The 13882-nt window shown below is 37.3% G+C and carries 14 protein-coding genes; 13 read left to right on the top strand and 1 reads right to left on the bottom strand.

Annotated elements, in window-relative coordinates:
* The first annotated feature begins 31 nt into the window (after positions 1-31).
* From J4Q03_RS14780 to J4Q03_RS14720, 13 genes are all read left to right on the top strand, one after another.
* Positions 32-589: a TlpA family protein disulfide reductase gene (locus tag J4Q03_RS14780; protein ID WP_426048907.1), complete on the top strand. Its 558-nt coding sequence runs from the start codon at positions 32-34 to the stop codon at positions 587-589.
* A 23-nt stretch (positions 590-612) separates the two neighbouring features.
* Complete coding sequence (locus J4Q03_RS14775; RefSeq protein ID WP_426048906.1) at positions 613-1584, top strand: iron chelate uptake ABC transporter family permease subunit; 972 nt, start codon at positions 613-615, stop codon at positions 1582-1584.
* A 276-nt stretch (positions 1585-1860) separates the two neighbouring features.
* The gene (locus J4Q03_RS14770) at positions 1861-2784 is read left to right on the top strand and encodes an ABC transporter ATP-binding protein (protein ID WP_426048905.1); all 924 of its coding nucleotides are present in this window, start codon (positions 1861-1863) and stop codon (positions 2782-2784) included.
* A gap of 165 nt (positions 2785-2949) precedes the next feature.
* Complete coding sequence (locus J4Q03_RS14765; protein WP_034727924.1) at positions 2950-3402, top strand: MarR family winged helix-turn-helix transcriptional regulator; 453 nt, start codon at positions 2950-2952, stop codon at positions 3400-3402.
* A 6-nt stretch (positions 3403-3408) separates the two neighbouring features.
* Positions 3409-5802 carry a 3-hydroxyacyl-CoA dehydrogenase/enoyl-CoA hydratase family protein gene (locus tag J4Q03_RS14760; protein WP_426048904.1) on the top strand — a complete coding sequence of 798 codons (2394 nt, stop codon included), beginning with the start codon at positions 3409-3411 and terminating at the stop codon, positions 5800-5802.
* Positions 5803-5863: 61 nt separating this feature from the next.
* Positions 5864-6226: a four helix bundle protein gene (locus J4Q03_RS14755; RefSeq protein WP_426048903.1), complete on the top strand. Its 363-nt coding sequence runs from the start codon at positions 5864-5866 to the stop codon at positions 6224-6226.
* 43 nt (positions 6227-6269) lie between these two features.
* Positions 6270-7448, top strand: a complete 1179-nt coding sequence (locus J4Q03_RS14750) for a thiolase family protein (protein WP_426048902.1) — start codon at positions 6270-6272, stop codon at positions 7446-7448.
* Between the two features lie 43 nt (positions 7449-7491).
* Positions 7492-7848 (top strand): four helix bundle protein, encoded by a 357-nt coding sequence (locus J4Q03_RS14745; RefSeq protein ID WP_426048901.1) that lies wholly within the window; start codon positions 7492-7494, stop codon positions 7846-7848.
* A 52-nt stretch (positions 7849-7900) separates the two neighbouring features.
* Positions 7901-9667, top strand: coding sequence for an acyl-CoA dehydrogenase family protein (locus J4Q03_RS14740; RefSeq protein ID WP_426048900.1), 1767 nt, complete (start codon positions 7901-7903; stop codon positions 9665-9667).
* A gap of 162 nt (positions 9668-9829) precedes the next feature.
* On the top strand, positions 9830-10138 hold the full coding sequence (locus J4Q03_RS14735) for a hypothetical protein (RefSeq protein WP_426048899.1): 309 nt from the start codon (positions 9830-9832) through the stop codon (positions 10136-10138).
* A gap of 33 nt (positions 10139-10171) precedes the next feature.
* Positions 10172-10507 carry a YegP family protein gene (locus J4Q03_RS14730; protein WP_426048898.1) on the top strand — a complete coding sequence of 112 codons (336 nt, stop codon included), beginning with the start codon at positions 10172-10174 and terminating at the stop codon, positions 10505-10507.
* A 79-nt stretch (positions 10508-10586) separates the two neighbouring features.
* Entirely contained in the window at positions 10587-11033 is a 447-nt protein-coding gene (locus J4Q03_RS14725; protein WP_426048897.1) for a phosphohydrolase, read from the top strand.
* Between the two features lie 20 nt (positions 11034-11053).
* Positions 11054-13102 (top strand): M48 family metalloprotease, encoded by a 2049-nt coding sequence (locus tag J4Q03_RS14720; RefSeq protein ID WP_426048896.1) that lies wholly within the window; start codon positions 11054-11056, stop codon positions 13100-13102.
* On the opposite strand, the gene J4Q03_RS14715 is transcribed toward J4Q03_RS14720, so the two are convergent.
* Entirely contained in the window at positions 13099-13815 is a 717-nt protein-coding gene (locus J4Q03_RS14715) for a DUF2490 domain-containing protein (protein ID WP_426048895.1), read from the bottom strand. The genes J4Q03_RS14720 and J4Q03_RS14715 overlap by 4 nt on opposite strands.
* Between the last annotated feature and the right edge of the window lie 67 nt (positions 13816-13882).

Below are 13882 nucleotides of genomic sequence, written 5' to 3'. Positions count from 1 at the left end.
CTTCAATTCAAAAATAGTCAAAAAATAATTTATGAAGAAGATAATTTTATCCACGCTTATTCTTACGGCTCTTTACAGCTGCAAAAAAGAGGGCCAGAAAATAGAGGATACGGCTGTAGATTCAGTTTCAGTAACAGACAATACAGTCTCTGCTGCGGGTGCTTATACTTCAAAGGAGCTTTCTCCTGATAATCTGGGAAAATATTTGGCTCAGAAAAATGACACTTTATATGTTACCAATTTTTTTGCAACATGGTGTGGACCGTGTATGAGAGAAATCCCTCATTTTAAGAACAAAATGGAGGAATTAAAAGATAAGCCGGTAAAGTTTACTTTTATCAACCTTGATGATAAATCTGAATGGAATACTTCTGTGAAAAAATTTGCACAGGAAAATAATCTTGCATCCAATATCATCCTCTTGGATGGCCAGAAACTGGATGCTAATTTTTTTACTAATAATTTCCAACAGTGGGACGGTGGCTCAATTCCTTTTACCTATTTGAGAAAAGGAGATAAAACCGACGAATATTTAGGAATGATGACCGAGGAAGTATTGAACTCCAAGGTTGATGCTCTTTTAAAATAAAACATCCAGATTCTTTTCTGATCATGTCGAAAAAATTCAAAATCCTGTGTTTACTGCTGACGGCTGCTATTATTTTTACTGCAGTAATCAACCTGAACACAGGATTTTTAACACTAAACCTCCAGGATTTTTTTCAGGATTCTGCCCAAAGCCAAATTGCGGAGATCCGGATTAACCGGGTACTGGTTATTCTTCTGGCAGGAATTTCAATTCCCACATCCGGTTTTCTGATGCAGGAATACTTTCAAAATCCATTGGCTGGTCCGGATATCCTGGGCATTACTTCAGTAGCCAGTTTATCAGTAGCTTTTTATATTTTCTTTTCCCACGATTTTTTAATCCCGGAATTTCTGCAGAACAGTTTTCTCAGCCTTTCAGCCATTGCAGGAAGCCTTGTCCTGATGCTGGTACTTCTTTCCATGTCGAATAAATTTCAGGATAAATCCTATCTTATTATTTTTGGTTTCCTTATTTCGGCATTTGCAGGTGCTGTAGTTTCATTATTACAGTTCTATGCAGAAAACCAGAGCCTGAAAAACTATATTTTATGGTCTTTTGGAGCCAATAATATGGTGACAAGAAACCAGATCTACGTATTATCTATCCTGGTTTTTATAGGCATGTTTTTCTGTTTTAAAACAATAAAACCATTGATAGGAAATTCTCTGGGAACTTCTTATGCACAGAGTTTAGGTGTTAATCTCAATCAGTTGAAGATTCTTATCATTGCCGCCTCTTCCCTACTTTCAGCTTCTATAACGGCATTTCTCGGACCTATTTTATTTATCGGGATTATTGTTCCACATTTTTGCAGACTGATCTATAATCCGTCCAAATTATGGCAGCAGTGGATTCTGAATATGTTTCTCGGAATGCTGATCATGTTGGTATTCTCTATCACAGCAGAAAAAACCCAGATTCCCATGAACGTAATAAGTTCTGTCTTTGGAATACCTGTGATTTTGCTGATGCTTCTGAAACAGAATAAGGTTTAAGAGAGAATGAGTGGATGGTTAATAGTCAAATGTGAATAACTAAACCGTAAATAAGATCTGCGTCATCTGCTAAATCTGCGAGAGGAAAAAATTATACGTTCGCAGATGACGCAGATTAAAAAGTGTTACTGTTTTCAGAACAGGATGATTAGAATTTTCAATCATTTATAGCTTTAAGAATTAGAACAATATAAAATTTGAGCAAAACCAAATTCCTTACGCCTTAAAAATAGTATTTTTATAAAAAATTCACCTTTACAATTAACCAACGAGCCCATGCACCTGGAAATCAGACAAGCCAATATAGGCTACGACAAAACTTTAATTTCAAATGCTCATGCAGATCTGAAACTGGGTGACGTATGCCTATTGATTGGCAATAACGGTGTTGGAAAAACTACGCTTATCAAATCCATCCTACAACAGGCTTCGCTTTTAAACGGTGAGATTTTAATTAATCAAAAAAATATAAAAGATCTTTCCGTTAAGGAAACTGCGGAAAATATCGCTGTTGTTTTCTCAAAATCGAATGTGCCGCAGCATTATACTGTTGAAGACCTTATTTCATTGGGGAAATACATCTATTACCCTTTTTATTTCGAGCTTAAAAGAGAAGACAGAGATGAAATTTCCCACATTATAGATGAACTGGATCTTGCCCAATACAGACATACTCTTCTTAAAAACCTTTCAGACGGGAATTTACAGAAAGCATTTATAGGCCGGGCTATCGCTCAGAATTCTCCGGTTATTATTCTGGATGAACCAACGACCCATCTGGATGAAAAAAACAAACTCATTATCTTAAAGACTCTTCGCAGACTGGCTAAAGAGCAACATAAAATTATACTATTCTCCTCCCATGACTGGAGACTGGCCAAAGAATTCGCAGACAAGATCTGGTATGTAAAAGACAACCAGCTTTTCTCCGGCCTTGTGGAAGATCTACTGCTTCAGCATGATGAACTTACCAACGTTTCACTGTTTCAGGTGAATGAGAACTTTGTTCCACCTTCTATTAATGCACCCCAGGTTCACAAAGAAATGCTTTATTCTTTGCTGCAGAAAAATTTCGAAAAAGACCTTTCTGCTCTACATTTTGAATATAAGAACAGCTTTTGGGAAATTCTCATTGGCTCCTCGAAACAACAATATGAATCTTTCGAAGAAATAGTTAATTTCATTAAAAACATTCATTAATACTACATTTCTGTTGTATATTTCACATACTATGCATGCATAGTATTATGCTAGTCATACAATTTAATCTGTTTATTATCAGCTTATTAACAAAATTTAACGTTAATAAATACTATGCATGCATAATATTTACTAAATTTGGGTAACACCATTAGTGGATAAATGATGGATAATAATAAAGAAAAAATAGAAAACGTAGATTTAGTTTTGAAGCAGACCTGGCTGGCTGTTTCTAAAATGTACACAGAACTTGCCCAGGAGCATGATTCTACCGCTGTACAGGCCCTCACCCTTCTTAAAATTGATCCCAAAGAGGGCACCCGAAGTACCAACCTCGGTCCTAAAATGGCGATTGAACCCACCTCTCTGACCAGAATCATCAAGCTTCTGGAGGACAACGGATACATCTATAAGGAAAAGACCACTGCCGACAAAAGGGAAGTGATTATTAAACTTACAGATAAAGGTCTGAATTCAAGGAATATGTCCAAAGAAGTGGTCGTCAATTTTAATAAGAAAGTGATGGAAAAAATCGCTCCTGAGAAAATTGAAACCTTTAAAGAAGTGATGTCCGAGATCATGAAAATTGCAAACGAATTATTAAATAACAGAAAATAAATTATAATGAAAAGAAGAATCAAACATGTAACGGTTCTTGGTTCAGGAATTATGGGCAGCGGTATTGCGGCACATTTCGCCAACATTGGCGTGGAAGTGTCTCTTTTGGATATTGTCCCTTTTGAACTGACGGAAGCTGAACAGAAAAAAGGTTTGACCAAAGATGACAAGGTTGTGAGAAACAGAATTGCTTCTGAAAACTTTGAAAAACTGAAAAAAGCGAGTCCTGCCCTTCTCTATTCACCAAAATTTGCGGATAGAATTAAAGTAGGAAACTTCGATGATGATCTTCAGAAAATTAAAAATACAGACTGGATCATTGAAGTAGTCGTAGAAAAGCTTGACATTAAGAAATCTGTTTACGAAAAAATTGAACAGTTCAGAAAACCGGGAACATTAATTTCTTCTAATACTTCGGGAATCCCTATTCATTTTCTAATTGAAGGAAGAAGCGATGATTTCAAAAAATATTTTGCGGGAACGCACTTTTTCAACCCGGTAAGATATCTGCCTCTTTTAGAGATCATCCCTACTCAGGACACACTGCCGGAAGTGGTAGATTTCTATATGGATTTTGGAGCTAAATTCTTAGGAAAAACTACCGTTTTAGCTAAAGATACTCCAGCATTCATTGCCAACAGAATCGGAGTCTTCTCTATGATGGATCTTCTTCATAACGTACAGAAATTAGGTTTGACGGTTTCTGAAGTTGATAAATTAACCGGTCCTGTTATCGGACGTCCAAAATCAGCGACATTCAGAACGGCTGATGTAGTGGGGCTTGACACCTTGGTAATGGTTGCTAACGGCGTTCGCCAGAGCGGTGCAGAAGCCAATAACTTTAATGACGTTTTTGCCCTTCCTGATTATATCCAGAAAATGATGGATAATAAATGGCTAGGTTCTAAGACTGAGCAAGGTTTCTACAAAAAAGTAAAAAATGCAGAAGGGAAATCTGAAATTCACGCATTGAACCTTGATACATTAGCATATGAACTTCAGGGAAAATCTTCTTTCCCTACTTTAGAATTAACTAAAAATATAGACAAACCAATTGACCGATTTAAAGTTCTAATTGGTGGAAAAGATAAAGCCGGCGAATTATACAGAAAATCGTTAGGAGCACTATTCGCTTACGTTTCTCATAAAGTTCCGGAAATCTCTGACGAAGTTTATAAAATAGACGATGCGATGAGAGCAGGTTTCGGATGGGAAAACGGTCCGTTTGAAATCTGGGATGCTGTAGGCGTTCAGAAAGGTATCGAACTGGCAAAAGATGCAGGCTATGAAGTTTCAGACTGGGTTAAAAATGTAGAAGCTTTTTATAAGGTAAATGATGAAGGTCAAAGTATTTTCGTTGATAAAAACTCTGGAGAATACAATACAATTCCTGGTCAGGATGCCTTTATTATCCTGGATAATATCAGAAAGAATAAAACACTTTGGAGCAATTCAGGTGCAGCGATCGAATATCTTGGTGACGGAATCATCAATTTTGAGATCCGCTCAAAAATGAACTCTCTTGGAGGCGAAGTTCTTGACGGTTTAAACAGAGCCATTGATTTAGCTGAAAAAGAATATGACGGATTGGTTGTTGGAAACCAGGGAACCAATTTCTCTGTGGGAGCCAACCTTGCCATGATCCTGATGATGGCCATTGAACAGGACTGGGATGATCTGAATATGGCTATTGCCTATTTCCAAAAATCCATGATGAGAGTACGCTACTCCTCTATTCCTGTAGTAGTTGCCCCTCACGGAATGACCCTTGGTGGCGGTTGCGAAATGACTATGCACGCAGACAGAGTGGTTGCTGCAGCAGAAACCTATATCGGATTGGTAGAAACCGGAGTTGGGGTAATTCCTGGCGGTGGTGGGACCAAAGAACTTACTTTGAGAACTTCCAGAGAATTCCACAGCGATGACGTTAAAAACAACAGACTTCGTGAAGCATTCATGAATATCGCCATGGGTAAAGTAGCGACTTCCGCTTATGAAGCCTACGATATGGGAATTCTTGAAAAAGGAAAAGATATTGTATCCGTAAGCAAAAACAGACAGATCGCCGAAGCTAAAAAAGTAGCAAAACTACTGGCAGAGCAAGGATATACACAGCCTATTGAGCAAAAAGTAAAAGTTTTAGGAAAAGATGCCTTAGGAATGTTCTACGTAGGAACAGACCAGATGCTTACCGGAAACTTCATCTCTGCCCACGACAAGAAAATTGCTGACAAATTAGCCAACGTAATGGTAGGAGGAAATCTTTCCGAACCAACCGTAGTTACCGAACAATATTTATTGAATCTTGAAAGAGAAACATTCCTTCAGCTCTGCGGCGAAAGAAAAACGCTTGAAAGAATTCAATACATGTTGCAGAATGGGAAACCGCTGAGGAATTAGACTTGAGACTTAAAGACTCGAGACTGGGAGACCAATAAGAAACTAAATTGAGAGTAAGATTATGCATAATATTAAAAAATTGAAAATTTGGAATGATTCAATTGATTTATGTGTTGACGTCTATAAAGCATTAGCAAATATGCCAAATGATGAAAAGTATGGACTTTCTTCACAAATCAAAAGATCGGCTGTTTCAATTTCTTCCAATATAGCAGAAGGTGCCGGAAGAGAGAGAGAAAAAGAATTTTATTATTTTTTAAATATTGCATATGGGTCTTCTTATGAACTTCAAACTCAGCTTATCTTATGCGAAAAACTAAACTTTATTTCTGAAGAAATAAATAAACCGTTGCTAGATAAGCTTAATGATGTTCAAAAAATGATTTACGTTTTTAAAGATAATATTAATAAAAGAATAATTTAAGCGACAAGAGTCTCAAATCTCTTGTCTAAAAATCTCTAATCTAATGAAACAAGCATATATAGTAAAAGGATTCAGAACAGCGGTAGGAAAAGCGCCTAAAGGCTCCCTTCGCTTTACTCGTCCAGACGTGATGGCGGCTACAGTTATTGAAAAATTGATGGCTGAGCTTCCACAATTAGACAAAAACAGAATTGACGACCTTATTGTAGGAAACGCAATGCCGGAAGCTGAACAGGGGCTGAATGTTGCCCGTTTAATTTCCTTAATGGGATTAAATACAGACAAAGTTCCGGGAGTTACCGTAAACAGATACTGTGCATCTGGAAGTGAAGCGATCGCTATTGCTTCGGCCAAGATCCAGGCAGGAATGGCAGACTGTATCATCGCAGGAGGTACAGAATCGATGTCTTACATTCCGATGGGTGGATACAAGCCGGTTCCGGAAACGGATATCGCAAAAACAAACCCTGATTATTACTGGGGAATGGGTTACACGGCTGAAGAAGTAGCCAAACAATATAATATTACAAGAGAAGAACAGGATCAGTTCGCATTTGAGTCTCATATGAAAGCTTTGAAAGCTAATGCAGAAGGGAAATTTGCCAGTCAGATCGTTTCTATTCCTGTGGAATATAATTTCTTAGATGAAAATCAGAAGATGCAGTCTAAAAAGTTCGACTTCTCCGTAGATGAAGGCCCTAGAAAAGATACTTCTTTGGAAGGTTTGGCTAAACTGAGACCCGTATTCGCTAACGGAGGAAGCGTAACAGCCGGAAACTCATCTCAGATGAGCGACGGAGCTGCTTTCGTTATGGTAATGAGCGAAGAAATGGTAAAAGAATTAGGTCTTGAGCCGGAAGCAAGATTAGTAGCTTATGCTGCAGCAGGTCTTGAGCCTAGAATTATGGGTATGGGCCCGATCTATGCGATTCCAAAAGCTTTAAAACAAGCAGGTCTTGAATTAAAAGATATTGAATTGATTGAACTGAACGAAGCCTTTGCATCACAGTCTGTGGCGATCAAAAAGGAATTAGGGTTAAACCCTGACATCCTTAACGTCAACGGAGGTGCAATCGCTCTTGGCCACCCGCTTGGATGTACCGGAACAAAACTGACCGTTCAGCTTCTTGACGAAATGAGAAGACGCGGCAATAAGTACGGAATGGTATCTATGTGCGTGGGTACGGGACAGGGAGCCGCTTCAATCTTTGAACTTCTTTAAATAAATAGACTAAAAGAGTAAAGAATAAAGAGAAAAGACCAGAATGAAACACAATTTTAAGAATTTAAATATTTGGAAGTTAGCAATTGAGCTTGCCAATCATATTTATATTCTTACCGATACTTATCCAAAAAATGAAGAATTTGGATTGAAGTCTCAAATCCGCAGGTGTTCCGTTTCTGTTGCTTCCAATATTGCAGAAGGTTCAAGCAGAAGCTCTGATAAAGATTTCAACCGTTTTTTGGAAATAAGTCTTGGTTCTCTTTATGAATTACAAACTCAGATTATAATTTCTGCTAATAGGAATTATTTTGAAATGTCTAAACTTGAAGATCTAGAAAATAAAATCACAGAATTACAGAGAATGATCTCAGGCTTTCAAAAAAACTTGAAGTTGTAAGTCTTTATTCTTTTCTCTTTATTCTATAATCTATTAAAAAACAAAATAATATATGGCTACATTAAAAGGAGGTGAATTCCTGATCAAGGAAATTCCTGCAAACGATATTTTCACTCTTGAAGAACTGAGTGAAGAACAAAAAATGCTTCGTGATTCTGCAAAAGAATTTATCGACAGAGAAGTAATTCCTCAAAAAGAAAGATTTGAGAAAAAAGATTATGCTTTAACTGAAGAAAAAATGCGTCAGTTGGGTGAAATGGGCCTTCTGGGAGTTGCTGTTCCTGAAGAGTACGGCGGCCTTGGAATGGGATTCGTAAATACCATGCTGGCATGTGATTACTGTTCGGGAGCAAATGGTTCATTGGCTACAGCTTATGGAGCTCATACGGGAATCGGGACACTCCCTATCCTGTTGTACGGTACGGAAGAGCAAAAGAAAAAATACCTTCCGGATCTGGCTACAGGAACAAAATTCGGAGCATACTGTCTTACTGAACCTGATGCCGGTTCTGATGCCAACTCCGGAAAAACAAGAGCTAAACTTTCTGAAGATGGGAAACATTACATCATCAACGGACAAAAAATGTGGATTTCCAATGCAGGTTTTGCAGAAATCTTCATTGTCTTTGCAAAAATTGATGATGATAAGAACATTACAGGTTTCATCGTAGAAAAAGAAGGAACTGAAGGACTTTCTTTCGGTGAAGAAGAACATAAACTGGGCATCCGTTCGTCTTCTACAAGACAGGTTTTCTTCAATGATATGAAAGTTCCTGCTGAGAATCTTTTAGGTGAAAGAAACAACGGTTTCAAAATCGCGTTAAATGCTTTGAACGTAGGAAGAATTAAACTGGCAGCTGCCAACCTTGACGGACAGAGAAGAATCTTAAACCATTCTCTTCAGTATTCTAACGAAAGAAAACAGTTCGGAGTTTCTATCTCCACTTTCGGAGCGATCAGAAAGAAACTGGCAGAAATGGCAACCGGAATTTTCGTTGCGGAGGCCGGTTCTTACAGAGCGGCTAAAGATGTTGAAGATAAAATCAATGAATTGGTTGCCGGCGGAATGAACCACCAGCAGGCTGAATTAAAAGGAGTTGAGGAATTTGCAGTGGAAGCTTCTATTTTGAAAGTTTTCGTTTCAGATTTAACACAGCATACTGCTGATGAAGGAATCCAGGTGTACGGAGGAATGGGATTCTCTGAAGATATGCCTATGGAAGCAGCTTGGAGAGATTCAAGAATTGCAAGAATCTATGAAGGGACCAACGAAATCAACCGTCTTTTAGCAGTTGGAATGCTGATTAAGAGAGCGATGAAAGGAGAATTGGATCTGCTTTCTCCGGCAATGGCAATCAGCAAAGAATTAATGGGAATTCCATCATTTGATGTTCCTGATTATTCAGCATTTATGAGTGAGGAGAAGTCGATTATCGCTAACCTTAAGAAGGTATTTCTTATGGTTTCCGGAGCCGCTCTTCAAAAATTCATGATGGATATCGAAAAGCAGCAGCACTTATTATTAAATGCATCTGAGATCCTTAACCAGCTTTATATGGCAGAATCTGCTGTACTGAGAGCTGAGAAACATTTCTCTCCTGAGTCTGTGGAAGCAGCGATGGCACAGCTTAACCTTTACAAAGCTGTTGAAAAGGTCATTGCAGCAGCTAAAGAAGGAATTATCTCTTTCGCTGAGGGCGATGAGCAGAGAATGATGCTTTCAGGGCTGAGAAGATTCACGAAGTATACCAACCACCCAAATGTAGTGGCTTTAACTGAAAAAGTGGCAGCACACTATATCGCTAAAGGAGCTTATTAGTCTTTATAACATAAATTTGATTGAAGCGTCTCATTTTTTTTGAGGCGCTTTTTTAGCTTATATTAAGACATAACAGACAGGATTGCAAACCGATGTGTAAAATCTATGGGCTTGTGAACTTAAATTCCAATATTTTTTATATTTTTATTTTAAATTAAAAACATGAAGATTTTATTATTTCCTTTCCTTCTTATTTCTATTACCCTGACTGCCCAGAAAAAAGAGAGAAAGCTGATCCTGCCGAAGACAGATACTACAAAGATTCTCAAGCCTAATGATCTTAAAGAAATTCAGGAAAAAACCGATACAGACCGGAAGGAACTGTATAAAATACTTACTGTAACGCCAAAAGATACAGCGGCCTATATGGCTTTAAAGGAACCTAAAAAAGATCATACAAAATACAGGATACTGAATCCTGATATTTCTGAAAAAATTGCAGACACAAAAAAGGCTCAGCCTTCCAAATAATTAAAAACTAACCAAACCACAAAACCAATTACTATGGGAAAATTTATTATCTCGAAGAGAACCGACAGCGACTTCAAATTCAATCTGAAAGCCGGAAACGGACAGGTGATCTTAATCAGCCAGGGATACGGCTCAAAATCCTCCTGTGAAAACGGAATAGAATCTGTACGCACCAATTCACAGGATGACTCAAAATTTGAAAGAAATACAGCTAAAGATGACCGCTGCTATTTCAATTTAAAAGCCGGAAACGGACAGGTTATAGGAACCAGCCAGATGTATGAATCTGAAAACGGAATGGAAAACGGCATAGAATCTGTAAAAACCAATGCGCCAGGTGCTTCAGTAGAGGATGAAACCCTGCTTTAATATTATGTAAAATATTCTCAATAAAAATGTCTTATTTTTTAAGGCATTTTTTATTTTTGTATTCTATTTTCTATTTGAAATGACAAAAGAAGAAATGCTCAACAGAGCCATAAAAATAGCTGATAAAGCACACAAAGGCCAAACCGACAAATACCATGCTCCCTACATTGCCCATGTCATGCGCGTGATGGAATACGGTAAAACAATGGACGAAAAGATCGTCGGTGTACTGCATGACGTAGTGGAGGATCATCCGGAAGAATTCAGCCTGGATTATTTAAGAACCGAAGGCTTTCCCGAATACATTATTTTTGCCATCAGCTGCCTTACCAAATTTGATCCTGAAGAAGATTATGATGAATTCGTTAAAAGAACAGAAAGATCTTCTCTGGCTGTCGCAGTAAAGCTTAATGATCTCCGTGATAATATGGACCTCAGAAGGGTAAACAGGGAACTTAGCCCTAAAGATATCAAGAGGTTCAACAAATACCTGAAAGCCTATCATTATTTAATAGATAAATATTAAAAGTATAAAAAACACAAAAAATGAATAACCTTCCTAAAATGTCGGCAGCTTACAGGTCTAAGCTGACTTCCGCTATTGTATCTATTTCTATATTTTTTACCGTATATCTTATCCTCATCGCCGTTTCCCTCTTTCTCATTGTACTTTTAGGATACGGAGCATATTCTATTCTTGCATTCAAAATAAGTTACTATACACTTATAGCCGCCGCAGGTCTTGCCAGCATCGGTATTTTTGTTTTTTATTTTATGATTAAATTCATTTTCAATGAAAACACCTATACTACAAGACATTTGGTAGAAATCACAAGATCCCAGCAGCCGGAATTATTCAGCATCATCGATGAAATTGTTAAAGACACTCAGGTAAAAGCCCCTAAAAAGGTTTTCTTTTCTCCTGATGTTAACGCCAGTGTAAGTTATAATTCCGTTTTCTGGAGTATGTTTTTTCCGGTGAGAAAAAATCTTACCATAGGTTTGGGATTAATCAATTCTACAAGCACCGGCGAATTAAAAACAATTCTCGCCCATGAATTCGGGCATTTTTCCCAAAGAAGCATGAAAGTGGGTGGATATGTTCACCATGCACAAAAAATCGTGTACGAAACGGTTTACAATAATAAAGAATATGAAAACATGATCATGACTTTTTCGGGAAATACGTTTTTTACTTTATTTGGAGCGATTTCAGTGGGCTTCATCAATGTATTTCAATTTATTCTGAAAAAAGTTTCATCTTTTCTATTTCAAAAACATGCCTCCCTTAGCAGGGAAATGGAATATCACGCGGATGCCGTTTCTACTTTTCTCACCAATCCTCAGGAGCAGATTTCTTCGTTATTGAGAATAGAACTAAGTGATTCCGCTTTTCAGTATTCCTTTAATTTCTATATCCAAAGTGAGCAGAAATACCTTCCTCAAAATCTTTATAAAGATCACACCTCATTACTGAAAATTTTCAGTGAAAGAAACAACCACCCATATATCAACGGGCTTCCAAAAGTAGATGAAGAGGATTTAACCCGTTATAATAAAACAAAAATAGAAATCCAGGATCAGTGGGCCTCCCATCCAGATACATTAAAAAGAGTTGAAAGAATCAGGAACAATAAAACCAGAAATATTCAGGAAAATCACGAACTGGCAAAAAATATCATTAGAGGATATAATGAGATCTGTGAGGTGATGACCCGAAAATATCTGACTCTGCATCAGGTAAAAAATGTGGGTGAAGTGATAGACAATGAAAAATTCATCGAACTTTATATCGAAAAATATCCCTATCAGTGTTGGAACTCAAATTTTAACGGATATTATGAATCTTACAATCCACTATTAGAGAATATCGAAACTATTATAACAGATTCTGATACCGTAATTGATGGTGAAGATCTGTTCAGTGACAGAAAAGTTTCTTTAATTTATGAGAAAGCTGGAATTGAAAGTGATTTACAAACACTGGCTTATTTAAAAGCCAACCCTAAAGAGATTAAAACATTCAGGTACGGAGAAAACCTGTACAAGGCTAAAGATGCCTCCAAACTGATCCCTGAGCTTGAAGGTGAGCTTTTAAAAGTAAAAGCAGCACTTACAAAAAATGATGAAAATATCTACCGCTATTATTTCAGCAAGGCTGATCAATACGAGCAATCAATCTTATTGGAAAAATATAAAAAATTTGGAGCCATAGACAAAGACTTCGACAGATTTCAGCAAGCATTGACTGAGTTTGTTGGATACCTTCAGTTTATGACCGTGACTTTACCTTTTGAAGAAATTCGTAAGCATAGAGCCAAACTGTTAAAAGCAGAAGCCTCTTTCAAAAAAAATCTGAATGATTTTATAGTAAACTCAAGTTATAAAGAATCGTTGACAGAAGAAAGCAGATCACTCCTGAAATCATATGCAGACGCTTCTTACATTTACTTTAATCATGATAAATACCTGGAACCAGAAGTTGAATCCGTATTCAAGGTGGTTAATGAATTTCAGAAAATCCTCAATGATTATTATCTGGAATTGAAAAAAGATTTATTAAGTTTTCAGGCAGATTTAGACAAAGCATCTTAATCCGCCCCAGGGAAATCATATGTTTTTGTAGGATGGTCCGTACCGTCGATATTGATGTTTAAGGCCAAATAGATAAAGTGAAGGTTTTTATTGCCTTTTGCTTCAAATTCACGCTGCCACAGATAACCTGTCAGAATTCCGAAATGGTCATCGATCTGATATCCGAAACCGCCATACACCCTGTTTCTGGCGAAAGTAGGCTTCATTGGGCTTACCAGGAAGATTTCATCATAAGCATTTGCGAAAACAGTTCCCTTTTTGACAGTTTTTGCATTCAATGGAACGCTTATGTTCAATCGGTATCTGTAACGCATTCTTTGGGAGCTTTTATCTATTTTAGGCTCATAGAACCAGCTTTTCTCTGCACGGAAACGGTTTTCGAACTTAACGATCCCTTTTTTGAAATCAATCACGTCCTGCAGCCATACCCTGAATTCCTCTCTGCTCAGGCTGTGTTCCTTATAGTTCACATATCTCCCAAGACCTACAAAAGGTTTGTGATTTTTGGTCAGATTGTATCCCACCCCTCCTTTGATCTCGTAATAATCCGGGTAAGTATAATCTTCATTTCCTCTGAGCTGGCCTTCCGCATAAAGGAAAAACTTAGGATGAAACTTGTAGGTTAAAGTCACTGCATTGAAGCTGGAAACGTGTTCCTGTGCTTTGAAAAAGGTCATACTTACAAGTAAACTCAGACTTAAAAAAAGTTTCATAAAAAATTTTTGCAAAAATAAATCATTTAACAATTTGTTAATATTAACTTTCATTCATTTAAAATTA

Origin of the sequence: Chryseobacterium sp. NFX27 (assembly GCF_049887855.1) — a bacterium.
GTDB lineage: Bacteria > Bacteroidota > Bacteroidia > Flavobacteriales > Weeksellaceae > Chryseobacterium.
This window is presented reverse-complemented; position numbering and strand designations above follow the sequence as displayed.